At 65.4% G+C, this 22,664-nt stretch carries 20 protein-coding genes and 1 tRNA gene; 5 read left to right on the top strand and 16 right to left on the bottom strand.

The genetic code is table 11. The features are described from left to right. The first annotated feature begins 293 nt into the window (after positions 1–293). From MUK71_RS04780 to MUK71_RS04765, 4 genes are all read left to right on the top strand, one after another. On the top strand, positions 294–1,601 hold the full coding sequence (locus MUK71_RS04780; protein WP_227904559.1) for a branched-chain amino acid ABC transporter permease: 1,308 nt from the start codon (positions 294–296) through the stop codon (positions 1,599–1,601). A gap of 13 nt (positions 1,602–1,614) precedes the next feature. After that, entirely contained in the window at positions 1,615–2,595 is a 981-nt protein-coding gene (locus tag MUK71_RS04775; protein WP_227904204.1) for a branched-chain amino acid ABC transporter permease, read from the top strand. A 122-nt stretch (positions 2,596–2,717) separates the two neighbouring features. After that, the gene (locus tag MUK71_RS04770) at positions 2,718–3,665 is read left to right on the top strand and encodes an ABC transporter ATP-binding protein (protein ID WP_227904556.1); all 948 of its coding nucleotides are present in this window, start codon (positions 2,718–2,720) and stop codon (positions 3,663–3,665) included. Next, a complete protein-coding gene (locus MUK71_RS04765; protein WP_227904203.1) occupies positions 3,662–4,408 on the top strand; it encodes an ABC transporter ATP-binding protein in 747 nt (248 codons plus the stop codon). Before MUK71_RS04770 ends, MUK71_RS04765 begins: the two co-directional genes overlap by 4 nt. Positions 4,409–4,607: 199 nt before the next feature. Here MUK71_RS04765 and MUK71_RS04760 read toward each other — a convergent pair whose 3' ends face one another. Continuing rightward, on the bottom strand, positions 4,608–6,005 hold the full coding sequence (locus MUK71_RS04760) for an ABC transporter substrate-binding protein (protein WP_227928880.1): 1,398 nt from the start codon (positions 6,003–6,005) through the stop codon (positions 4,608–4,610). Between the two features lie 210 nt (positions 6,006–6,215). On the opposite strand from MUK71_RS04760, the gene MUK71_RS04755 reads away from it, so the two are divergent. Next, positions 6,216–6,755, top strand: a complete 540-nt coding sequence (locus MUK71_RS04755; RefSeq protein ID WP_227904201.1) for a hypothetical protein — start codon at positions 6,216–6,218, stop codon at positions 6,753–6,755. Positions 6,756–6,874: 119 nt separating this feature from the next. On the opposite strand, the gene MUK71_RS04750 is transcribed toward MUK71_RS04755, so the two are convergent. From MUK71_RS04750 to MUK71_RS04680, 15 genes are all read right to left on the bottom strand, one after another. Next, positions 6,875–6,948, bottom strand: a tRNA-Leu gene (locus MUK71_RS04750). A gap of 113 nt (positions 6,949–7,061) precedes the next feature. Continuing rightward, positions 7,062–8,447, bottom strand: coding sequence for an NAD(P)/FAD-dependent oxidoreductase (locus tag MUK71_RS04745; RefSeq protein ID WP_227904200.1), 1,386 nt, complete (start codon positions 8,445–8,447; stop codon positions 7,062–7,064). Positions 8,448–8,512: 65 nt separating this feature from the next. After that, a complete protein-coding gene (locus MUK71_RS04740; RefSeq protein ID WP_227928879.1) occupies positions 8,513–9,922 on the bottom strand; it encodes a S8 family serine peptidase in 1,410 nt (469 codons plus the stop codon). Continuing rightward, complete coding sequence (locus MUK71_RS04735; protein WP_227928878.1) at positions 9,919–10,902, bottom strand: Ppx/GppA phosphatase family protein; 984 nt, start codon at positions 10,900–10,902, stop codon at positions 9,919–9,921. Before MUK71_RS04735 ends, MUK71_RS04740 begins: the two co-directional genes overlap by 4 nt. Next, positions 10,899–11,582, bottom strand: a complete 684-nt coding sequence (locus MUK71_RS04730; protein ID WP_227928877.1) for a DUF501 domain-containing protein — start codon at positions 11,580–11,582, stop codon at positions 10,899–10,901. Before MUK71_RS04730 ends, MUK71_RS04735 begins: the two co-directional genes overlap by 4 nt. Before the next feature lie 63 nt (positions 11,583–11,645). Then, positions 11,646–12,359 carry an FtsB family cell division protein gene (locus tag MUK71_RS04725; protein WP_227928876.1) on the bottom strand — a complete coding sequence of 238 codons (714 nt, stop codon included), beginning with the start codon at positions 12,357–12,359 and terminating at the stop codon, positions 11,646–11,648. 160 nt (positions 12,360–12,519) lie between these two features. Next, complete coding sequence (gene eno / locus MUK71_RS04720; RefSeq protein WP_227904196.1) at positions 12,520–13,800, bottom strand: phosphopyruvate hydratase; 1,281 nt, start codon at positions 13,798–13,800, stop codon at positions 12,520–12,522. Between the two features lie 145 nt (positions 13,801–13,945). Further along, on the bottom strand, positions 13,946–14,650 hold the full coding sequence (locus tag MUK71_RS04715; protein WP_227928875.1) for a MazG nucleotide pyrophosphohydrolase domain-containing protein: 705 nt from the start codon (positions 14,648–14,650) through the stop codon (positions 13,946–13,948). Next, positions 14,643–15,791: an adenosine deaminase gene (locus MUK71_RS04710; protein WP_227904194.1), complete on the bottom strand. Its 1,149-nt coding sequence runs from the start codon at positions 15,789–15,791 to the stop codon at positions 14,643–14,645. Before MUK71_RS04710 ends, MUK71_RS04715 begins: the two co-directional genes overlap by 8 nt. A 19-nt stretch (positions 15,792–15,810) precedes the next feature. Beyond that, the gene (locus MUK71_RS04705) at positions 15,811–16,476 is read right to left on the bottom strand and encodes a DedA family protein (protein ID WP_227929042.1); all 666 of its coding nucleotides are present in this window, start codon (positions 16,474–16,476) and stop codon (positions 15,811–15,813) included. Positions 16,477–16,612: 136 nt separating this feature from the next. After that, complete coding sequence (locus MUK71_RS04700; protein WP_227904184.1) at positions 16,613–17,902, bottom strand: thymidine phosphorylase; 1,290 nt, start codon at positions 17,900–17,902, stop codon at positions 16,613–16,615. A gap of 6 nt (positions 17,903–17,908) precedes the next feature. Further along, the gene (locus MUK71_RS04695) at positions 17,909–18,313 is read right to left on the bottom strand and encodes a cytidine deaminase (protein WP_227904183.1); all 405 of its coding nucleotides are present in this window, start codon (positions 18,311–18,313) and stop codon (positions 17,909–17,911) included. A gap of 91 nt (positions 18,314–18,404) precedes the next feature. Beyond that, positions 18,405–19,694 (bottom strand): ABC transporter permease, encoded by a 1,290-nt coding sequence (locus MUK71_RS04690; protein ID WP_227904182.1) that lies wholly within the window; start codon positions 19,692–19,694, stop codon positions 18,405–18,407. Continuing rightward, positions 19,691–21,040: an ABC transporter permease gene (locus MUK71_RS04685; RefSeq protein WP_423724615.1), complete on the bottom strand. Its 1,350-nt coding sequence runs from the start codon at positions 21,038–21,040 to the stop codon at positions 19,691–19,693. Before MUK71_RS04685 ends, MUK71_RS04690 begins: the two co-directional genes overlap by 4 nt. Beyond that, positions 21,037–22,596 (bottom strand): ABC transporter ATP-binding protein, encoded by a 1,560-nt coding sequence (locus tag MUK71_RS04680; protein WP_227904181.1) that lies wholly within the window; start codon positions 22,594–22,596, stop codon positions 21,037–21,039. Before MUK71_RS04680 ends, MUK71_RS04685 begins: the two co-directional genes overlap by 4 nt. Positions 22,597–22,664: the final 68 nt, after the last annotated feature.

Raw genomic sequence — 22,664 nt, 5'->3', positions numbered from 1 at the left:
AACGGATGCGGCGGCGGATTCCCGCAGAAACAGTGGATCCGGTAACGGTTTGGTACAGAACAGCTGCACCGGGACCTGCAGCCTTGCCTCCCCGGCAACAAAGTCGTTACCCGATCGCGACATTCGGGCGGAGTGAAACGTCACTGCCGGAAACAATCAGTGGGTAGCATGTTCCCCAATCGGTGACCTGTGTCACATCTACCCGTCTGCCAGTACCGGACCAACGGTGCCGCAGCCCTGCGTGGAGGTTTTGGAATTTGCTAAGAACATCGGCGCTGACCCGGTATCTGGGGATGCTGGCGGCGGTGGTAGCGATGTTTGCTGCCCTGCTGCTCGCAGCACCTGCCGCTTCCGCAACAACAGCCACGCCATCGGACGGAGCTTCGGCCCCCGCCTCCGGCACGGGCGCCACAGACGGCGCCGAATTTGCCGACCGCATCAGCGGTGTCGTCCGGAACCAGGGCACTCCCATAGAAGGGGTGAAGATCACTGCCACCGGCAACGGCTACGAAGGCGAAGTGGTCACCGGAGCCAACGGGTCCTGGTCCATCGGCGTCCCGGAACAGGGCGCGTATGAGGTGGAGCTGGACGAGTCCACCCTGCCCGACGGCGTCGAGCTCGCGGAGGGTCAGCAGAACCCCCGCACGGTGACCTTTGCAGGCACCACCAACATCACTACGCTCTTCCTTCTCGGTGAGGGCATTGTGCTCCAGGAGGAGAGCTTCGCCTCGCTGCTCACTGAGCGTGCGGTGGCCGGCCTGAGTTTCGGACTGCTGCTGGCACTGAGCGCGGTCGGTCTCTCCCTGATCTTCGGCACCACCGGGCTGACCAACTTTGCGCACGGTGAAATGGTGACTCTGGGAGCCGTGCTGGCCTTCGGGTTTGCGGCACTGGGGCTGCCGGTCTGGGTGGCTCTCCCACTGGCGGTGGCCGGCGGCGCCGCGTTCGGCTACGCGCAGGACGCCGGAATCTGGAAACCGCTGCGGCGGCGCGGCACCGGCCTGGTCCCCATGATGATTGTCAGCATCGGCCTCGCGGTGGCGGTCCGCTACACCGTCCTGTTCTTCTTCGGCGGCGGCACCAAGCAGCTGCCCGGCGCCCAAAGCCCCATCCTTGAGCTGGGCCCGATCTCCATTCCCCGGAACACGCTGGTCTCACTGATCGTCTCGCTGGCCGTCATCCTGGTGGTGGCAATGCTGCTGCTGCGCACCCGGATCGGCAAGGCCACCCGCGCGGTGGCCGACAACCCGGCACTGGCCGCGGCATCCGGCATCGATGTGGACGCCGTCATCCGGCTGGTGTGGGTCATCGGAGGTGCCCTGGCAGCCATGGGCGGCATCCTGTGGGCGTACTACCGCCCCGGCGTCTCGTTCAACATGGGCCAGCAGATCCTGCTGCTGATCTTCGCCGGCGTCACGCTCGGCGGACTCGGGACCGTGTTCGGCGCCCTGATCGGGTCAGTCCTGGTCGGTCTTTTCGTGGAAATCTCCACTCTTTGGCTGGAGGCGGACCTTAAATACGTGGGCGCCCTGGTCATCATGATTCTTGTCCTGCTGGTCCGGCCGCAGGGACTCCTCGGCCGCCGCGAGCGCATAGGTTAGGGGCTTAGTTCAGATGGATTTCAGCAATATTCTTCTCGGCGCGCTGAACGAAATAATCAGCCCCACCACGGCCGCGTACGCCCTGGCCGCCCTCGGCCTGGCCGTGCACTTCGGCTACACCGGCCTCCTGAACTTCGGCCAGGCCGGATTCATGGCCATCGGAGCCTACGGCTTCGCCATTCCCATCCTCTCCTTCAATGCCCCGCTGCCTCTGGCACTGCTGATTGCCCTGCTGAGCTCGGTGGTGTTCGCGGTCATCCTGGGCATACCCACGCTGCGCCTGCGGGCCGACTATTTGGCAATCGTCACCATTGCCGCGGCGGAGATCGTCCGGTACATCGTGACCACAAACTCCATGACGCCCGTCACCGGGTCCGCCAACGGACTGGCAGCCTTCACCGGCAGTTTCTACGCCCTCAACCCGGTGCCTGCGGGCAGCTACAACATGGGCCCGTTCACCATGAACGAGCGGGACATCTGGATCCGGCTCGTTGCCTGGTTCCTGGTCATCGTGGCCTGCCTCCTGGTGTGGCTGCTCATCCGCAGCCCGTGGGGACGCGTGGTCAAGGGAATCCGCGAGGATGAGAACGCCGTCCGCGCCCTCGGTAAAAACGTCTACGCCTACAAGATGCAGGCGCTGATCATCGGCGGACTGCTCGGCAGCCTGGCCGGCATCATCTTCACCCTCCCCCGGGACGCCGTACAGCCGGCCAACTACGGTACGGAGCTGACCTTCTACCTGTACACCGCCCTGCTGCTGGGCGGCATGTCCACCGTTCTGGGTCCGGTCATCGGGTCCATGATCTTCTGGGCCATTCTTTCGCTCACCCAGGGCGTGCTCTACGGTGCCATTGAATCCGGGTACATCACCTTCATCACCACGTCCCAGGCCGGACAGATCCGCTACATCCTGGTGGGTGTGGCACTGATGCTGCTGATGATCTTCAGACCCCAGGGCATCCTCGGAAACAAGAAGGAGCTGGCATTCGCATGAGCCACCAGGCAGACGAACCCCAAACGCCTGTACGGGCCAAGGGCGCCCATGCCGCGTCCCCGGCAGGGGCACCGGCGGTGACGGACACCGGCGCCCCGCCGGCAGCCGGCGTCAACGAGTACATGAGCGACACGCGCCCCATAGCCGTCGGAGACATCGGACCCGGCTGCAGCAAACGCGATCCCATCCTGGTGGCGAAGAATGTGACCCGGACCTACGGCGGAATCAATGCCGTAGACGTGGAACATGTTGAAATCCCTCGCCACAAGATCACTGCCCTGATCGGTCCCAACGGTGCCGGCAAAACCACCCTCTTTAACCTGCTGACCGGTTTCGATACACCGCAGTCCGGTGAGTGGCAATTCGAGGGAAAGGGCCTCGCCGGGGTGTCCGCGTACAAAGTGGCCCGCCTGGGCATGGTGCGCACCTTCCAGCTGACGAAGGTCATGGGCAAGCTCACGGTCATCGAGAACATGCGCCTGGGCGCTGCATCGCAGCCCGGGGAATCCCTCTGGCGGGCTCTGCTGCCGCCGCTGTGGCGCAGCCGGGAACGTGAAATCACCGAACAGGCAGATGTCCTGCTGGCCAAGTTCAAGCTGGATACCAAGCGCAGCGACTATGCCGCCTCGCTCTCCGGCGGGCAGCGCAAGCTGCTGGAGATGGCACGGGCACTGATGGTCCGGCCCAAGCTGGTGATGCTGGACGAACCCATGGCCGGCGTGAACCCGGCGCTGACCCAGTCCCTGCTGGACCACATCAAGAACCTGAAGGCGGAGGGTATGACCGTGCTGTTCGTGGAACACGATATGCACATGGTCCGCCACATCGCTGACTGGGTGGTGGTGATGGCCGAAGGCAAGGTCGTGGCCGAAGGTCCGCCCGAAGACGTGATGAAGGACCAGGCCGTCATTGACGCGTACCTGGGCGCCCATCACGACGTCGACCTCGCGGATTCCGAAGGCTTCGAGAAACTCGAGGCGGAACTGGAACACGACGCCGAGTCCTCGGTGGGCATGGAACCTGACGGCGTGGTCGGCAGGCGGATTGACGAACGGAAGGAACAGGCATGACCGGCGAGGCATTCGACGGAGATTCCGTTGTCAAGGTAACCGATCTGGTGGCCGGCTACATTCCGGGGGTGAACATTCTCAACGGCTGCAGCATTGAGGCACGCCGCGGAGAACTCATCGGGATTATCGGCCCCAACGGCGCCGGCAAGTCCACGCTCCTGAAAGCCATGTTCGGGCTGGTGAAGGTGCATTCCGGAACCGTGGTGGTCCGCGGCCAGGACCTTACCGGGCTGAAGGCGAACAAGCTGGTGAGCCGCGGTGTTGGTTTCGTTCCGCAGAACAACAACGTCTTCCCCTCCCTCACCATCGAGGAGAACCTGCAGATGGGCGTGTACCAGGCGCCCAGGACCTTCAAGGACCGCTTCGAATTTGTCTCCGAGGTTTTCCCCGAACTCCGCAAGCGCCGTGCCCAGCGGGCCGGGTCGCTCTCCGGTGGCGAACGCCAGATGGTCGCGATGGGCCGGGCGCTGATGATGGATCCGGCAGTGCTGCTGCTGGACGAGCCGTCAGCCGGCCTCTCCCCCGTCAAGCAGGACGAAGCGTTCCTGCGGGTTCATGAAATCAACCGGGCCGGGGTGTCGGTGATCATGGTGGAACAAAATGCCCGCCGCTGCCTGCAGATCTGTGACCGCGCCTATGTCCTGGATCAGGGCAAGGACGCCTATACGGGCACGGGACGGGAACTGATGAAGGATCCCAAGGTCATCCAGCTTTACCTGGGCACACTGGCTGAGACCGCCTGACCGCGTTCCGGCTCCCGGCAAGCAGTCGGGGCGCCCTCCGGCGCCCGGGCAGCTCCCGGGGCCCGGAGCGGCCCGCCAGCCGGCTTTCCATCCCTGCCCCACCGGATCCCCATCCGTGCTGAGTCATTCGGGACAACCGTCAGCATAAAGGAAGCCCCTGCCAATTCGGCAGGGGCTTCCTTTATGCTTTCTGCTTCAGCTACAGCTGGCCCGCCTCGGAACGGCTCGGCTGCGGCTTGTTGTCGGCGTCGTACTGGTAGATGCCGATGAACGCTTCGGTCGGGTCACCGTTCTCATCGAAGGAGACCGGGCCGGAGTAACCGTCGTAATCTACGTCACCGCCGCCGCGCAGGATCGTGACACATCCTGCGAAGTCGAAGCACTTCTCACCGTCCTTGGACAAACCCTCCAGCTCGGCGGCCATCGCCTTGCTGTCCGTGCTGCCAGCTGCCTCGGCTGCCAGTGCAAGCAGGGTGACCGCGTCGTAGCTTTCACCGGCGTAGGTCAGGTCCGTCAGATCCGGATCAACGGCGAGCAGGGAGGCCAGGAAGTCCTCCGAGGGGAATGATCCGGGCCGTGTGCCCTGGGCGCCCTCAAGGGTTCCTGCTTCGAAATCCTTGCTGTAGTCGGATGCGTTGCCGTCCACGAAGAACAGCTGGCCCGGGTCGACACCCTTGGCAGTCAGCAGCGGCACAATGCTCTTGGACTGATCAAAGCTGATCACCACAATGGCGTCCGGCTTTGCTGCTACCACCGAGTCCACCTGGCTGCTGAACTGTGAGTCGCCCTCGTTGAACATTTCCTCGATGACAACCTGACCGCCGGCTGCTTCCACGGATTCCTTGATGTTGCCCTGCAGGCCGGTGCCGTAGGCGTCGTTCAGCACGATCATGCCCACCGTCTGCGCGCCGCACGTCACGATGTAGTTGCCGAGCGTACGGCCCTGCATCACGTCGGACGGTGCGGTACGCCAGTAGAGACCGTTGTCATCCCAGGTGCTGAAGTCAGGCGAGGTGTTCGCCGGCGAGAACTGGATGACACCCGCACCGGTGATATTGCCAATGACCGTCTTGGACACACCCGATGAGGCGGCCCCGACGATGGCACTCACATCCTGGCTGAGCAGATCATTGACTGACTGAGTGGCGATGTCGGTGGTGGTATCACCGGAGTCGCGATGGACTATCTCAATCGGCTTTCCCAGGACGCCGCCTGCTTCATTTATTTCCTTGACTGCCAGATTGGTGCCGGCAATTTCCGGCGGACCAAGGTACGCAAGCGAACCGGTGGTGGGCAGCAGGGTTCCGATCTTCAGCGGTGTCTCGGTGGTGCCTGTGGAAGCCGGCACGGCCGCCGGATCACCCTTGGCACCCGGGTCCTCCCCCGTACCGCCCTGGCTTTCGGGGCAGGACAGGATGGACGCAGCCGCTTCGGTCTCGTTACCCGAGCCCGAGGTTTCTTCTGCGGAGGAATCTGATCCTCCGCCACTGCAGCCGCTGGCAAACAGGGCAAGACCCAAACCGAGGGCGGCAATCCTGGCGGTGCGGGCGTAGCCTTCACCCACCCCAAGACGGCCTGCATTTCGTAGTGCAGTCATAAAAGTTATCTCCCCGATCGAAAGGCGGGTGCCTTTGATGCGAATACCAGGTGTTCCTGATTAGAAGAAAAGCTAGTTGAACATTGTGACGAATATAAGAGTTTGGGGTTACAGCCTTGTAACGCTCGTCACATTACGGCTTATCCACCCTTGCCCGTTTGTGCCCTGCGGACCTATATGATGGCCGTATTACGTTCTCTTGGGGGAAAAATGCACGTTCCGCACCTGGCCACCGCTGTATCCGCACTTCCGCTGGCAGCCCTGTTGCTGCTTGGCCCGGCAGGTCAGGCGCAGGCACTTGAATGCGGCCCCGGCCTCGCTCCCGCCGTGGTGAACGGCACCGAGATCTGCGCTCCCACGCAGTACAGCCCGGGCGACGCAGCGCCGTCCTACAATCCCGGCGAGAGCTACTACAACCCCGAGACCGGCGAATACCACGAGGCCGTTCCGGCAGTCCCCATTCCGGCGGAACCTTCCGCGGCACCCGCACAGGTGCCGACCACTGCGGCGCCGGAACCGGCCACGCCTGCCCCTGCCCCCGCTCCTGCCGGTGGGCCGGAGCCGGCACCCGCCCCCGTTGTCACGCCCTCGCCCAGTACAACCACCAGCTCCACGCCGACGCCGTCGCCCGAGTCAGCGGACACTGAACGTACCTCACTGGTACTGCCCGCGGTAGCGGCAGTGGTGATTCTGGGACTGCTGGCCGGCACGCTCCTGCTCAGGCACCGCAACCGCCGCTCACGCGGCTAGGTCAGGGTCCGGGCTCCACCGACACGTCATCCCGGCCGCTGCTGCCCTCCCGGCGCACATACAGGCGCCTGGGACGGGGCAGCGGATACGGCGCGGTGGCATGCCTGTACGGAACGGAGTACCCCAGGTCGGACTCGAACCGACAACACACCGATTTTAAGTCGGTTGCCTCTGCCAATTGGGCTACTGGGGCGCGGCTTTACGCCTTCCCAAGCCTACTGGACAGCCCGGGACGGCAGGAAACACAGGAACGGCGGCCCTCCCGCAGGAGAAGCCGCCGTTCCTGTGTTTTGACTAGGAAGAACCCTAGGCCTTCGCCGCCGGCTTCTTAGCCGGCGTTGCAGCTTCCTCGAAGCCGCGGCGCGGGTGCTTCAGGTTGCGGATGTCCGTCAGGTCGCGACCGTAGGCCACGTTCAGCAGCCAGCCGGAGACCACACGGAACTTGCGCTCGAACATCGGCATGGCCAGGCCGTGGTAGCCGCGGTGGGCCAGCCAGGCCGGGAAGCCCTTCATGCCGAAGCCCATGATGTTGGCAACGCCCTTGTACTGGCCCAGGCCGGCAACGGCACCAAGGCTCTTGTGGTTGTATTCCTCGACGCTGCCGACGCCGTAGCGGGCGGCCATGATGTTCTTGGCCAGCAGCTTGGCCTGGCGGACGGCGTGCTGTGCGTTCGGAACGCAGAACCCGCCAACGCCGCCGCCGGAGAGGTCGGGAACGGCGGAAACGTCGCCGGCAGCCCAGGCACCGTCGATGGGGCCGTCGTCGCCGGTGATCCGCAGTTCGGGATTGGCGCGGACGCGGCCGCGCTCGTCGATCGGGAAGTCGGTGCCGCGAACCATCGGGTTGGCCTGCACGCCTGCGGTCCAGATCAGCGTATCCGTGCCGAATTCTCCGGCCGGGGACTTATCCGCCATGTTGATGAGCTTCAGCAGGCCACCTTCGGCGGAGGCCAGCGAGGTGTTAAGCAGTACCTCGATGCCACGCGCACGCATGCTGGACACAACCCACTCGGCCTGGTCCGGCTTGACCTCGGGCATAACCCGGCCCATGGCCTCGATCAGGACAAAGCGGAGGTCTTCCTGCCGGACCCGGTCATTGAGGCGGACCGCGTCGCGGGCCATGTCCTCAAGTTCGGTCAGGGTTTCGATGCCGGCAAAGCCGCCGCCGACGACGACGAACGTCAGGGCCCGCTCGCGCTCTGCGCCTGCGGGCATCAGGGATGCCGTTTCAATGCGCTCGAGGACGTGGTTGCGGGTGGCCACGGCTTCTTCAATGCTCTTCATACCGATGCCGGCCTCGGCGAGGCCCGGGATCGGGAAGGTGCGGGTGATCGAACCGGCGGCCAGGACAACGTCCTGGTAAGGCAGCTCGAACGGTTCGCTGCCGTCGCCCGGTTCAACGGTGGCGGTGCGGGCAGCATGGTTGATGGAAGTAACCTTGCCGGTGATCAGCTCGGTGTTCTTCAAGTGCATGCGGTGGGATACAACGGCGTCGCGGGCTTCAATGGTGCCTGCGGCTACCTCGGGAAGGAAGGGCTGGTACGTCATGTACGGCAGCGGGTCCACTACCGTAACAATGCCGCCCTGTGCCTTGACCTTCTTCTGGAGATCCTTGGCTACATACAGACCGACGTAACCACCGCCGACCACCAGAACGCGGGGACGATCAGAAAACTGTTTGTTCGATGCCATACCCCTCATCCTACCCGACTTTGTGAAAGTCTTCACGAACTATTTACCCGTGCCGGTCCGGCGTGTCAGCGGATCCCGGCCTCGTCCATTTGCCCGGTTTCCGGGCTTTCCGCCGGTGCTTTCGCCGTATCCCGCTTCCGCACCCGTGTGACATGGATGGTTCCCGCTGCCAGCACCAGGACCAGCAGGGCGCCAAAGCCCAGTACCACTGTGGCGGGAAGGTTATCGCTTTCCACTGCCGGTTCAGCAGCCGCAGGTACGGTGGGCTCGGGCAGGTCCGGGACGGTGGGCGCCGGAATATCCGCAGCACCGGGAGCCTCTGCGACCCGCCGGTGGACCCGGATCCATTCCTCGATGGTGCCCAGGGGGTTGGTGGTCACGGAAGCCACGTCCGCGTTCACGGCGGCGTTGGCGTCGAGGATGCCGTACCCGTAGATGGTGTCCGTTCCCGGAGCCCCGGCGTCGCGGGCCGTGCTGACAATTCGATTGACAACGTCAGCTGCACTCAGCTCCGGATGGGCCGAACGGATCAGCGCGGCGACACCGGCAACCAGCGGTGCCGCACCGGAGGTGCCCTCCCACCCCGCGTACCGCGAGGTGCCCTCCGGCAGTCCGCCGATCAGGTCTTCGGACGGGGCTGCCACACCGATGCTGATGCCCTCGGAGGACGAATCATAGCTGGCTTCACCGTCGCGGTTCAGGCCGGCAACAGTGAGCACGCCGGGAATGGTGGCAGGGGCGCCCACCTGCACCATGCCGACTCCCCGGTTGCCCGCGGCAGCCACAATCACTACGTCATTCTGCTCGGCGTACAGGAAGGCGTCATCCCAGCTTTCCGGCCAGGCGGTGGAGGTGCTGCCCAGGGACATGTTGATGACTTTGGCTCCGCTGTCCACTGCCCAGCGGACGGCGTTGGGGATCTGTGTATCGATCGGAATGCCGCCGGGGTTGGTGCCGCCGATCCAGGCAGACACGGCGAGGATTTCCGCTTCGGGGGCCACCCCGATGATTCCGTCGGGCCTGTCGGCGTCGCTGTCCTTTTTGTCCTCGTCCTTGTCGCCGTCCTTCTTCTCCCCGTCTTTCTTCTTGTCCTCGGGTGCTTCATGGCCCCGTCCCGCGAGCAGGGTGGCTACCAGAGTGCCGTGTTCGGGCGTGCTGCCAAGGCCTTTGGTGCCGTCCGGATCACCGGCTCCGGAGACGTCGACGCCGCCGCTGACGGCGCCGGCCAGGTCGGGATGGGTTGCATCCACACCGGTGTCGATGACGGCGACCTTCACCCCCGCGCCCTTGCTGGTCTTCCATGCTTCGGTGATGCCGTAGTCGGCCAGCCAGTACTGTTTGTCCCGCCATTCATCGGCGTGTGCCGGTGCCGGTGCCAGGAGTGGCAGTGCTACGGCGGCACAAAGTGCTGCCACAGCCATTCGAAGGCGTGCCGCCGGCGTGCGGCCGTTCAGGGCGGCGTCGGTGTTTCTCATTCGGCTACGCTCAGGGCGATGCCGTCAAGGATGTCGTGTTCGCTGGTCACGGCCGAAGTTACCCGCCCGTCGGTGAGCTCATCCACCCGGTCCACGATTGTGCGCCAGATCAGGGCGCCTGCCCCGATGACATCCACCCGGCCCGGGTGCATGTAGGGCAGGGCGGCACGTGCGGCGCGGTCCTGCCGGAGCAGGTCATCAGCTGCCTGGTCGATCTGCTCGCGGGTCAGTTCGGTCCCGTGGATGGCCTCCGGAGAGTACTCGGGCAGGTGGAGTGCGGCGGCGGTGACCGTGGTGATGGTTCCGGCCACGCCCACCAACCGGTCGGTGTCGGCCAGCGGAACCGATGCCAGCGCCTGCGCGATCATGTCCAGGATGTCCGCCCGGGCCACGGTGATCTCGGCTTCGGTGGGCGGATCGGAGCGCAGATGGCGTTCCGTGAAACGGACGCAGCCCATATCGGTGCTTTTCGCTGCAAGCACACCCGTGGAGTCGCCCAGGACAAATTCGGTGCTGCCTCCGCCCAGGTCCACCACCAGTGTTTTGGCGCCGTTGGTTTCGGCGAAGACGCTGGCGGCTCCGGTGAAGGAAAGCGCAGCTTCCTCGTCACCGCTGATCACCTCGGGTTCCACCCCAAGCCGTTCGCGGATGCCGTCAATAAATTCCTGCCGGTTCTCGGCATCACGGCTGGCTGAGGTCGCCACAAACCTGATCCGCGTTGCCCCGTGCTCACTGATCAGGGCCGCGTACTCATCTGCCGCAGCGAAGGTCCGTTCCAGAGCCTCGGGAGCCAGCCGGCCCGTGGCGTCTACGCCCTGGCCGAGCCGGTTCACACGCATCAGGCGCACTACATCGGTGAGCCGGGCGCTGCCGTGCGCGTCCCGGGCCACGTCCGCAATGAGGAGCCGGATGGAATTCGTACCGCAGTCAACAGCCGCCACCCGCACCGCGGTGCCGTTCTCCCGGTCCTGAGCTGTCACAGTTCCCCCTTGGTTGATGCGGCTTCGGCGGTTCCGGCCTGGGCTTCGCCACCCCGGCGTGCCGCTTTTTTGTGTTCCAGTTCTTCCGGGCTCAGGCCCTGGGTTTTCGTATGCCGGCTCAGGTCCCGGGCAGGAGCCGGAGCCGCGGTGTCCCAGGCGCCGTCGCAGTAGCAGCGGTCCCGCGTCCACCATTCGGTGATGGCGTCCAGGGCTTCGTCACCCAGCGGATTTACACCGGGGCCGGCAGCCAGTGAATGACCGACCAAAACGTGCAGGCACTTGACCCGGTTGGGCATCCCCCCGGCGGAAACGCCGTCGATCTCCGGAACGGGTCCGGCGCCGGTACGCTCACCGATTTCGTTCCGGACCTGCAGGTAGCTTTCGTGGGCCTGCCGGTAACGCTCCGCCAGCTCCGGGTCTTCCTCCAGCCGGCGCGTCATCTCCGTCATCAGGCCTGCCGCTTCGAGCCGCGAGACAGCTGCCGTGATCACCGGGTGCGTCAGGTAGTAGGTGGTGGGGAACGGAATGCCGTTGCTCAGCCGGGGGGCGGTGGTGGCCACCAGCGGGTTGCCGCAGACACAGCGGGCGCCGATTTCGACGACGTCGCGCACCGGCCGGCCGAGCTGCCGGCTCAGCGTTTCCAGGTCTTCCTGGGTGGGGGTGAGCTGGTCCTGGGTCATGCAGGTGGTTCCTTCCGTGGGGGCCTGCGCGGCCCCGGGCTGCTTGTACTATCAGCCTCCAGATTACTGTGCCGTGGCGGATCTCTTGACCGAGTCCCAGAGCGAATCGACCCACTGCAGGTCCTCGGGTGCCTCTTCGGCGGCCTTGCGGTCCGCTTCCTCCACACCGTTTTCGCCCTTAACCAGATACCGTGTTTCGCCGGGCATCACCAGGAAAATGCGGTCCCTGGCCTGCTGCTTGATGTAGGCCGGATCCTCCCAGCGGCCCAGCTGGACCTCCAGGTCAGCCTGCACTTCCTGCGCCTGCGCAATTTCCGCCTTGGCAGCGGCAATATCCGAACGCTGCTGCAGGTAGGTGCGCACCGAGGGCGCCAGCAGCACGGTGATGGCCACCATCACCATGGCCAGCACCAGCAGCCTGCCGGAGAATGCCTTGGCCGGTACCGGCCGCAGTTCGGCTCCGGGGGTTTCACCGGTTCCTGCAGCGGCCCGTTTCCGGTCCGGATCCGCGCCGTCCTGCCGGCGGATATCCCCGGAGAGCTGGGAGCGAATGGCAGCGCGCGCGTCAGAGGCTGCCGCCGCGCTTCCCGCCTTGGGGCGCCCCTGGCGGTCCCCGGGCCTTCCGGCTTTGGTGCCGGCAGGCCTGGCCCCGGCAGATTTCGGTGCGGCGGATTTCGGTGCGGCAGATTTCGGTGCGGCGGACTTGGTTCCGGTGGGCTCAGTCCCGGCGGATTTGGCTGCAGCAGGCCTGGGTACCTTGGGACGTCGGGTTGGCATGCGGGTCCTTCTTTGCGTTGATCAGCGGTTCCAAGCGGTCTGCGGATTGGAAACCAGTGTGGGCGGGTCTCCTCCAATGAGGTTACCCACCCACGGTGTTGCAGCCGGTTTCGCAACGCCTGCGGTTCACGGGTTACCGCAGGCGTTGCGTAGTCACGGGCTAGGCGTTGAAGCGCGGGAAGGCGCTGCGCCCGGCGTAGCGGGCGGCGTCGTCAAGCTCTTCTTCGATCCGCAGCAGCTGGTTGTACTTGGCAACGCGCTCGGAGCGGGCCGGGGCACCGGTCTTGATCTGGCCGGCGTTGGTGGCAACGCAGATGTCGGCGATGGTGGTGTCTTCGGTTTCGCCCGAACGGTGCGAGGTGATGGTGGTGTACCCGGCACGCTGGGCCATGGTGATGGCGTCCAGGGTCTCGGTCAGGGTGCCGATCTGGTTGACCTTCACCAGCAGGGAGTTCGCGGCGTTGTTCTTGATGCCGGTCTCCAGGCGGGCCGGGTTGGTGACGAACAGGTCGTCGCCCACCAGCTGCACCTTGTCGCCGAGGCGGGCAGTGAGTGCCTGCCAGCCGTCCCAGTCCTCTTCGTCCAGCGGGTCTTCGATGGAGACCAGCGGGTAGTCGCGGACCAGTTCCTCGTAGTACGCGGACATTTCCTCAGCGGTGCGGTTCTGTCCTTCGAAGACGTAAGCGCCGTCCTTGTAGAACTCGGAGGAGGCAACGTCCAGGGCCAGGGCAATGTCATTGCCGGGCACGTAGCCGGCACGCTGGATGGCTTCCACAATCAGGTCCAGGGCTGCACGGTTGGAGGGCAGGTTCGGTGCGAAGCCGCCTTCGTCACCCAGGCCGGTGGAGAGGTTCTTTTCCTTCAGCACAGACTTGAGGTTGTGGTAGACCTCCACGCCCCAGCGCAGGCCTTCGGAGTAGGTCTGGGCGCCCAGGGGAACAATCATGAATTCCTGGATGTCGACGTCGGAGTCAGCGTGCGAGCCGCCGTTGAGGATGTTCATCAGCGGCACGGGGAGGATGTGCGCGTTGGGGCCGCCGAGGTAGCGGTACAGCGGCAGGGCGGCGGACTCGGCAGCGGCGCGGGCCACGGCGAGGGAGACGCCGAGGATGGCGTTGGCACCCAAGCCGGACTTGTTCTCGGTGCCGTCCAGGTCAATCATGGCCTGGTCGATGGCCCGCTGGTCAGCGGCGTCAAAGCCGAGCAGCGCGGGCTGGATCTGTTCGATGACGGCTTCGACGGCCTGCAGCACGCCCTTGCCCTGGTAGCGGTTCTTCTCTCCGTCGCGGCGTTCGTTGGCTTCGAAAGCGCCAGTGGAAGCACCGGAGGGAACAGCGGCCCGGCCGAAGGTGTCGTCGTCGAGCAGCACCTCCACCTCAACGGTGGGGTTACCGCGGGAGTCGAGGATCTCGCGGGCATGGATGGCATCGATGATGGCCATTGAATTGCTCCTGTTCGTTGGAACGATGGTGGAAGAACTTACGTCCTGCCTATGCGGCAGGCCACGGTGTCTGCCTCTTAGCCTAATAGAATCGGGGCCGCGGGTAAGGCCCGGGCGCCGAATACGTGCGCTCAGCGGCCGCGGATCAGTCCGCTTTGCCCCGGCCGGTGTCCGTGTACCGGCGGACTGCCGCACGCAGCGCCGCCTCGGCATCCAGTCCCTGTTCCGATGCGCGGCGGACCATCTCCAGCAGCGCATCCCCCAATTCCGTTTCCCCGGCAAACGGCGCTTCCGGGTTCGTGGCGGGCGCCGGGACGGGCGGCAGCGGAAGGCCCGCCCTGCGGGCGCGGCTTAGTGTTTTGGCGGCCAGCAGCAGGGCCGGCATGGACGCGGGGATACCTTCAAAGGCCGAGGCCCGGTCCGGGGTCTCGGTCTTTTTCGCCTCGTCCCAGGCGGCTTCGATGGTTGCGATGTCCGCTGACCCTGCGCCCTCCCGGAGAGAGCCGTCGGGGTGGAAAACGTGCGGATTGCGGCGAATCATTTTGGCCGTGAGCGAATCCACAACGTCGGCCACGGAAAAGCCCCCGGTTTCCTGCTGCAGGCGGGCGTGAAGCAGTACCTGCAGGAGCAGGTCGCCCAGTTCCCCGCGCAGTTCGGCGGCCCGTTCCGGACCGGCTGTACCGCCTTCCACCGCTTCGATGACCTCATAGCTTTCCTCCACCAGGTACTCCAGCAGGGATTCGTGGGTCAGCGCCGCGGTCCAGGGACACCGTTCACGCAGGGTGCCGATGACCTGGGCGAGGCGGCTGAACCGCTCGCCCAGGTCATCGGGGAGGTCGGTTTCAGCCACGGGCGCGGTTGAATCCCTCGGTAACGAAGGCGGACAGTGCGGCACGTTCATCCAAGGGAAGGAACGCAGCGTTCACCGCATTCATGGTGAGCTCCAGCAAGTCATCAAGGTCGTAGTCGAAGGTGTCCATCAGCAGCTCGAACTCGCCGGTGAGGCTGACGTTGCTCATCAGCCGGTTGTCGGTGTTTACCGTCACGGCGAAGCCGGTCTGGTAGAGCAGGTCAATGGGGTGGGTCTCGATGTCCTCACCGAAGGAGGCGACGGCCCCGGTCTGCAGGTTCGATGACGGGCAGACCTCCAGGGCGATTCCGCGGTCCCGCACCCAGCCGGCGACCCGGCCAATGCTCACCATGCCCACTTCCGGCTCATCCGGGGACGCGGCGTCGTCGGCTTCGAATTCAACCGTGATGTCCTCGGCGATCCGCACGCCGTGCCCCAGCCGCAGGGCCCTGCCGTGCACCAGCGCGTCAACAATGCTCTCGATACCTGCTGCCTCTCCGGCGTGCACCGTGGCGGGGAACTGGTTTTCGGCCAGGTAGGTGAACGCGTCCTTGAAACGGGAGGCCGGGAAACCGTCTTCGGCGCCGGCAATGTCGAAGCCCACGGCCCCCGAATCCCGGTGCCGCACGGCCAGTTCGGCAATTTCCATGCCGCGGTCCGCGTGCCGCATGGCCGTGATCAGCTGGCCCACCTGGATGAAGCTGCCTGCCGTTTCGGCGTTCATCACGCCTTCCTCGAGTCCGGCCTGGACTGCTTCCACGGCCTCGTCCAGACTCAGTCCGCCGCTCAGGTGCTGTTCGGGTGCCCAGCGGATCTCGGCGTACACCACGCCGTCGGCCACCAGGTCTTCCACGAACTCGCGGGCAACGCGGGTCAGCCCCTCGCGGGTCTGCATCACGGCAATGGTGTGGTCGAAGGTTTCGAGGTAGCGCGGCAGCGACCCTGAATCCGCTGACTCGCGGAACCACTCCCCCAGGGCCACCGGGTCGGTGGCGGGAAGCTGGTGGCCGACGGCTGCAGCCAGTTCGATGATTGTTGCCGGGCGCAGGCCGCCGTCCAGGTGGTCATGGAGCGAAACCTTCGGCAGGCTGCGTACGTCGAGTCGGGAAGTATTTACGGAGGAATCTGTAGGCTCAGTCACACGGCAACTCTACGGCGTTTCAGGCGGCCTTCCGTGTGCTTTCGTCATCTTCGGCCTGCTCTGTGTCCTCCGCCGGACGCGGTGCTCCGGGCGCCGTACCGCGGACCACGGTGATGATGCGGTCGATGACCAGGCCAAGGACCAGCGCGCCGCTGACTCCAACCACCACACCCAGCAGGTGGTGTTCGGTGAACCAGGCGCCGGCTATCGCGCCGATGGCCACGCTGTACGCGGCCCAGACGGCCCCGGAGATTGCGGTCAGGAAAACGAAGCGCCGGCGCGGGAACCCGGTGGCCCCTGCCGTCAGGTTCACCACCACCCGTCCCACGGGGATGAACCGGGCCACGAGGATCAGGGACACCGAGCGCTTCTCCAGTTCGTGCCGGGCCCAGGCAAAGGACCGGCGCGTTTTGGGCCGGCGCATCCAGGCGAACCGGTCCATGCCGATCCCGCGTCCCATCAGATAGGCGAGGTTGTCGCCCAGGAACGCGCCCAGGGCGGCGGCCGGGATAATCAGCCAGATGTTCACGCCGGCGCCGCTCATGGCGAGTGAGGCCAGGGCCACCACGAGGGACTCGCTGGGGACCGGCGGAAAGAAACCGTCAATCAGGCAGCACAGGAAAAGACCGATATACACCCACGGTGAGCCCGCGGTGGAAAGGATGAAACTGTTGATACCATCCACCGTCACACTGAGAAAGTCCAACAGTTGCCGCTCCTTGGGTTGGGCTATCGATCCTCTACAAGCATGCCACGAACGCAGAGGTGCCCGTGGCGGATCACCACGGGCACCTCTGCGGTTCCAGCAACCGGGGAAGCTGCTAGCTGATCCGGTCGATGATCAGCCGGCGTGCCGGCCGTGAGCCCTCGGGCGCAATGACGACGGCGTCCGCCAGGGCCTCACGGGCCCGGTCAAATTTCTCCGGCGTATCGGTGAGCAGCGTCATCAGCGGCTCGCCGGCCCGGACGGTGGCACCGGGCTTCGCATGCATCACGACGCCGGCCCCCGCCTGGACGGCGTCTTCCTTGCGTGCACGGCCGGCCCCCAGGCGCCAGGCGGCGACGCCCACGGACAAGGCATCGAGCTCCACCAGCACACCGTCGGCGGGTGCATAGATGGTTTCGGATTCCTTCGCCACGGGCAGTTTCGCATCCGGATCTCCGCCCTGCGCCGAGATCATCCGGCGCCAGACGTCCATGGCCCGGCCGTCCCTGAGCGCTGCTGCGGGATCGGCGTCGCGCACCCCGGCGGCGGTCAGCATTTCCTCGGCGAGGCGGACAGTCAGCTCCACCACGTCTTCGGGCCCGCCGCCTGCCAGCACGTCCACGGATTCCTGGACTTCGATGGCGTTGCCGGCAGTGAGTCCCAGCGGGGTGGACATGTCGGTCAGCAGGGCCACAGTGTTGACGCCGGCGTCCTTGCCCAGGGCGACCATGGTTTCGGCCAGTTCCCGGGCCATGGCCTCGTCCTTCATAAACGCGCCCGAGCCCACCTTCACATCCAGCACCAGGGAGTCGGTGCCTTCGGCGATCTTTTTGCTCATGATGGAGGAGGCAATCAGGGGAATGGCTTCCACCGTGCCGGTCACGTCCCGCAGCGCGTAGAGCTTTTTGTCAGCCGGTGCCAGGCCCGCACCGGCTGCGCAGATGACGGCACCGACGTCGCGCAGCTGGTTCATCAGCGCGCTGTTGCTCAGTGAGGCCTGCCATCCCGGGATGGCTTCCAGCTTGTCCAGGGTGCCGCCGGTGTGGCCCAGGCCGCGGCCCGACAGCTGCGGAACGGCCACGCCGAACACGGCCACCAGCGGGGCCAGCGGGAGGGTGATCTTGTCCCCCACGCCTCCGGTGGAGTGCTTGTCCGCGGTGGGCTTGCCCAGCGAGGAGAAGTCCATGCGCTCACCGGAGGCAATCATGGCCGCGGTCCAGCGGAAGATCTCCTCGCGGTTCATGCCGTTGAGCAGGATCGCCATGTTCAGGGCGGCCATCTGCTCGTCGGCAATGGTGCCCCGGGTGTAGGCGTCAATGGTCCAGTCGATCTGCGCGGCCGAGAGGACACCCTTGTCCCGCTTCGTGCGGATGATGTCTACGGCATCAAAGTCTGTGCTGTTCATGTGCATTTACCCTTCCAGGTGTTGCGGTCCAAAAGCGTCAGGCAGGACCTCGTCCATGCTGCGGATGCCGCTGACGGTCATCAGCTCCATTCCGGGAGCACGGAATTCGTAAAGCAGCTGCCGGCAGCGCCCGCACGGCATCAGCACCGCACCGGCGCCGTCTACGCAGGTGAACGCCACCAGGCGCCCGCCGCCGGTCATGTTCAGCTGGCTGATCATGGAGCATTCGGCGCAGAGCGTCAGTCCGTAGGAGGCGTTTTCAACGTTGCAGCCGGAAACAATCCGGCCGTCGTCGGTCAGTGCCGCGGCACCCACCGGATACTTCGAGTACGGCACGTAGGCGTGGGTGAGGGCTGCGCGGGCATGCTCCAGGAGCACGTCCCAGTCCGCCTGGGGGGTCTGAGCGGTCATGTCTTTCCTTCCGGTTGCGCCCCGGTCCGGTGCGGACCGGAAACGACGGCGGGACCGGCGGCCGGTGTTCCGGCCGCCGGTCCCGCTGCGGTTATCCCTTGATGTACGGCACGCCGCTGGCGGCCGGTCCGCGGGAGCGGCCCACCACGCCGGCGACGGCAAAGATGGTCACCACGTACGGCAGCATGGACAGGAACTGGCTGGGCACCGGTGTACCCAGCAGGCCCAGCACGTACTGCAGGTTGGTGGCGAAGCCGAACAGCAGGGCTGCTGCGGCGGCGCCCAACGGGTTCCAGCGGCCCAGGATGAGGGCTGCCAGGGCAATGTAGCCCTGGCCGCCGGTCATGTCCTGGCCGAAGCTGGACACGGAGACCAGGGTGAAGAAGGACCCGCCGATGCCGGCAACTGCGCCGGCCAGCAGCACGTTGGTGAAGCGGGTGCGGTTGACGTTCACGCCCAGTGTGTCAGCTGCCTTCGGGTGTTCGCCCACGGCGCGGGTGCGCAGGCCCCAGCGGGTGCGGAACAGCCCGAAGTAGACGGCGGCGACGGCGAAGTACATCAGGTAGCCGATCAGGGACTGGTCAAAGAGGATCGGACCGATGATCGGAATGTCCGCCAGGAACGGAATCCTGATGTTCGGCAGGCGGGGGGCCGTGTTCAGTTCGGCGGCGTTCTTGCTCAGGACCGTGGAGAACAGGAAGCCGGTGAGGCCGGAGACCAAAACGTTCAGCACCACACCCACAATCACCTGGTTCACGATGTACTTGATGCTGAATACCGCCAGGACCAGGGAAACGAGCACACCGGCGATGGCTGCGGCGAGCAGGCCGATGAACGCGTTGCCGGAAAGGGAACCGGCCACCGCGGCGGCAAAGGCGCCGAAGAGCAGCTGGCCCTCAATGGCAATGTTGACCACGCCGGAGCGTTCGCAGAGGACGCCGGAAAGCGAACCGAAGACCAGCGGTACGGCCAGCGTCACGCTGCCGGCCAGCAGGCCGTACAGGGCAACATTCGGGTTACCCGTGCTGCCGACGGACCAGGCCAGGAAGCCCGAGACGAAGACGACGCCGAAAATGATCGGCAGCCACAGGGGCAGCCGCCGGCCCGAACGGACCAGGACAAAGGACCAGGCAGCAAGCAGGACAAGCGCGATGGCGCCGGCCCAGCCAAAGGCCCGGGCTGAGAAGACCAGGTTAGGCAGCGTGATGGCCGCTTCCGGGTCGGTGAGACGGAAAGTGACCTCGGTGTCCGGTGAGAGGAACGCGAAGAAAACCAGTCCGAGTATGGCCAGGACGCCCAGCAGAATGGGTGTTTTCCAGCTGCGCACTACTGTTTCCGGCGCCGGGGACGGCGCGGGGGCTGTGGTGGTTGCGGTGCTCATGCTGCTCCTCCGGCGGCTTCGGCGCTCTTGCGGGTGGTGCGGAAGGCTCCGGGTGGCGGGATCCTGAACAGGGAACGCACCAGCGGCGGGGCGGCAATGAACAGGACGATCAGGGACTGGACCACCAGGACAATGTCAATGCTGGTCCCGGTGTTGGTCTGCATGGCCACGCCGCCGGCGCGGAAGGCGCCGAACAGCAGGCCTGCTGCAAAGGTTCCCCACGGCGTCGAACGCCCCAGCAGCGCCACGGTGATGGCATCGAAGCCAAAGCTCGCGGCGACGTCGGCGGTCAGCACGCGTTCGGTGCCGGAAACCTGCGAGACGCCGGCCAGGCCGGAGAGTGCACCGGCGATCAGCATAACCACAACGTAGCCCTTGGTGGTGCTGATGCCGGCGTTGCGGGCGGCGTCGGGGTTGGCGCCAACTGCGCGGAGTTCAAAGCCGACCGTGGAGCGGTTCAGCAGCCACCAGACAAACACGGTGGCGGCGACGGCCAGCACAAATCCCCAGTGCAGCCGGAAACTGTCTCCCAGGAGTTTGGGGAACATGGCGCTTTCGTTCAGCTGGGGGCTGATGGGGTTGTTCGATCCCTCGCGCTGGAAGCCCGGTGTGGTCAGCAGGTAGGCCACCAGCTGGATGGCGACGTAGTTGAGCATGATGGTGACAATGACTTCATGCGCACCGGTTCGGGCCTTCAGCAGGCCGGCAATGCCGCCCCAGATGGCGCCGCCGAGCAGTCCGGCGACGATCACCAGCAGCAGGTGCAGTGCCATGGGCAGCTGCCAGGTGAACCCGACCCATCCGGCCAGTGCGGCGCCGATGATGATCTGGCCCTGGGCACCGATGTTGAACAGGCCGGCGCGGAACGCCAGCGCGACGCCGAGGCCGGCGCAGATCAGCGGAGTGGCGGTGGTCAGCGTCTGGGTCAGGGGATAAATCGCTCGCGTGAAGCTCTCAGCCTCAACGTTGACAATCGAGCCCTGGAAGAGCGAATAGTAGGCTCCGGCGGCAGCGTCCCACGCGGCGGCGAAGAAGTCTCCGGGCCGGTTGAAGAGGTAGCCGGCCGCAGCGGTGGTGTCCTCGTCGGTCAGTGCAATCAGCACCCCGCCGACCACCAGCGCCATCAGGACAGCCAGCACGGACACCAGACCGCTGCCGGTCACGATGCGCTCAAGCACTCCCGGTGCCGCATCGGGGGCGGGCTTGATGGTGGTTCCTACCGCAGCGGCGGGCGGAGGCAGCTGCCCTCCCGCGGTTTCGGCCGCAGCTTCCAGTCGAAGCTCTTCGGCTTCGGACGTTTCGCGGTCTGCGTTGTGCCCACCTTCGGTGGACTTTTCCGGGCTCACAGGGCCCCTCCCTCGGTATTGTTCTCTTCTGACGCTGCTTCGCGGGCCAGTGCTTCTTCGGCCGTCATTCCGGCCATCATCAGGCCCAGCACGTTCCGCGAGGTGCCTCCGGGCACAATGCCCATAAGACGTCCGCCGTACAGCACGGCAATGCGGTCGCCCAGTTCCAGCACTTCATCCAGTTCCGTGGACACGATCATCACCGGCGTGCCGGCATCACGTTCGGCGATGATCCGCCGGTGCAGGAACTCGATGGACCCGACGTCGACGCCGCGGGTGGGCTGGCTGGCAATGAAGAGTGAGAGCGGACGGGACAGCTCCCGTGCCATGACCACTTTCTGCTGGTTGCCGCCCGAAAGGGTGCCGGCCAGGGCCGCAGCGGACTGCGTGCGGATGTCGAACTCGGTAATCTTCGCGTCCGCATTGGCCGCGACGACCGAGGGCTTCATGGACAGGCCGCGGGCAAAAGGCGGCTCGTTGTACTGGTTCAGGACCAGGTTCTCGGCAACCGAGAACGTTCCAACGAGGCCGTCCACCGAGCGGTCCTCGGGGACAAAGCCGACGCCTGAGTCGATGATCCGACTGGTTTTCATGCCCACCAGTTCGCGGCCGTCGAGCCTGATGGACCCGGTGACGTGGTCCTGGAGGCCCATGATCGCTTCGGTCAGTTCGGTCTGGCCGTTGCCCTGGACACCGGCGACCGCCAGGATTTCCCCCTTGGCAATGCCGAAGCTGAGGCCGTTCACCACCGCCTGTCCATTCCCGGACAGCACGGAGAGGTTCTCCACGCGGAAGGTTTCCTCGCCCGGCGTTGCAGCCTCCCGGCCCAGGGTCAGGCTGACGGAGCGGCCAACCATCAGGGCAGCGAGTTCGGTGGTGCTGGCGGAGGGCTCAGCCTGGCCCATGACCTTGCCGCGGCGGATCACGGTAATGACATCGGACACCGCCTTGACCTCGCGCAGCTTGTGCGAAATGAAGACCACGCCTTTGCCGTCGCTGGTGAGCTGGCGCATGATGGCGAGCAGCTCGTCCGTTTCGCGGGGCGTCAGGACGGCGGTCGGCTCATCAAGGATCAGCACCTCGGCGTCCCGGATCAGTGCCTTGATGATTTCCACGCGCTGCTGCACGCCCACGGGCAGGTCCTCGACCACGGCATCGGGATCAACGTCGAAGCCGTACTTGTCGGAGATTTCACGGATGCGTGTGCGGGTAGTTTGCAGGTTCAGTGCGCCCCCGAGCCGCGTCGATTCATTTCCCAAAGCGACGTTCTCCGCCACGGTGAACACGGGCACCAGCATAAAGTGCTGGTGCACCATGCCGATCCCTGCAGCCATCGCGTCTGAAGGTCCGTTGAAGGTCACGGGTTTGCCGTCGAGGAGGATCTGCCCCTCGGTGGGTTCATACAGTCCGTAAAGGACGTTCATCAACGTCGATTTACCGGCGCCGTTTTCACCGAGCAGGCTGTGCACCTGCCCGGGTTCGACCACGAGGTCGATGTGGTCGTTGGCCACCAGCGAACCGAATCGCTTAGTGATGCCCTTGAGTTCGAGTTTCACAAAACCCCAACCAATCTGTTCGAAAGTGCTGTGTGGGAGTAAAAGCTGCAGTGCGGAAGACGTCCCTG

Origin of the sequence: Arthrobacter zhangbolii, assembly GCF_022869865.1 — a bacterium.
Lineage (GTDB): Bacteria > Actinomycetota > Actinomycetes > Actinomycetales > Micrococcaceae > Arthrobacter_B > Arthrobacter_B zhangbolii.
This window is presented reverse-complemented; position numbering and strand designations above follow the sequence as displayed.

Excerpts from the sequence above, each read along its gene's own strand:
- MUK71_RS04780 (WP_227904559.1), top strand. The coding sequence starts at position 294 with ATGCTGGCGGCGGTGGTAGCGATGTTTGCTGCCCTGCTGCTCGCAGCA.
- MUK71_RS04775 (WP_227904204.1), top strand. The coding sequence starts at position 1,615 with ATGGATTTCAGCAATATTCTTCTCGGCGCGCTGAACGAAATAATCAGC.
- MUK71_RS04770 (WP_227904556.1), top strand. The coding sequence starts at position 2,718 with ATGAGCGACACGCGCCCCATAGCCGTCGGAGACATCGGACCCGGCTGC.
- MUK71_RS04765 (WP_227904203.1), top strand. The coding sequence starts at position 3,662 with ATGACCGGCGAGGCATTCGACGGAGATTCCGTTGTCAAGGTAACCGAT.
- MUK71_RS04760 (WP_227928880.1), bottom strand. The coding sequence starts at position 6,005 with ATGACTGCACTACGAAATGCAGGCCGTCTTGGGGTGGGTGAAGGCTAC.
- MUK71_RS04755 (WP_227904201.1), top strand. The coding sequence starts at position 6,216 with ATGCACGTTCCGCACCTGGCCACCGCTGTATCCGCACTTCCGCTGGCA.
- MUK71_RS04745 (WP_227904200.1), bottom strand. The coding sequence starts at position 8,447 with ATGGCATCGAACAAACAGTTTTCTGATCGTCCCCGCGTTCTGGTGGTC.
- MUK71_RS04740 (WP_227928879.1), bottom strand. The coding sequence starts at position 9,922 with ATGAGAAACACCGACGCCGCCCTGAACGGCCGCACGCCGGCGGCACGC.
- MUK71_RS04730 (WP_227928877.1), bottom strand. The coding sequence starts at position 11,582 with ATGACCCAGGACCAGCTCACCCCCACCCAGGAAGACCTGGAAACGCTG.
- MUK71_RS04725 (WP_227928876.1), bottom strand. The coding sequence starts at position 12,359 with ATGCCAACCCGACGTCCCAAGGTACCCAGGCCTGCTGCAGCCAAATCC.
- eno (WP_227904196.1), bottom strand. The coding sequence starts at position 13,800 with ATGGCCATCATCGATGCCATCCATGCCCGCGAGATCCTCGACTCCCGC.
- MUK71_RS04700 (WP_227904184.1), bottom strand. The coding sequence starts at position 17,902 with ATGAACAGCACAGACTTTGATGCCGTAGACATCATCCGCACGAAGCGG.
- MUK71_RS04695 (WP_227904183.1), bottom strand. The coding sequence starts at position 18,313 with ATGACCGCTCAGACCCCCCAGGCGGACTGGGACGTGCTCCTGGAGCAT.
- MUK71_RS04690 (WP_227904182.1), bottom strand. The coding sequence starts at position 19,694 with ATGAGCACCGCAACCACCACAGCCCCCGCGCCGTCCCCGGCGCCGGAA.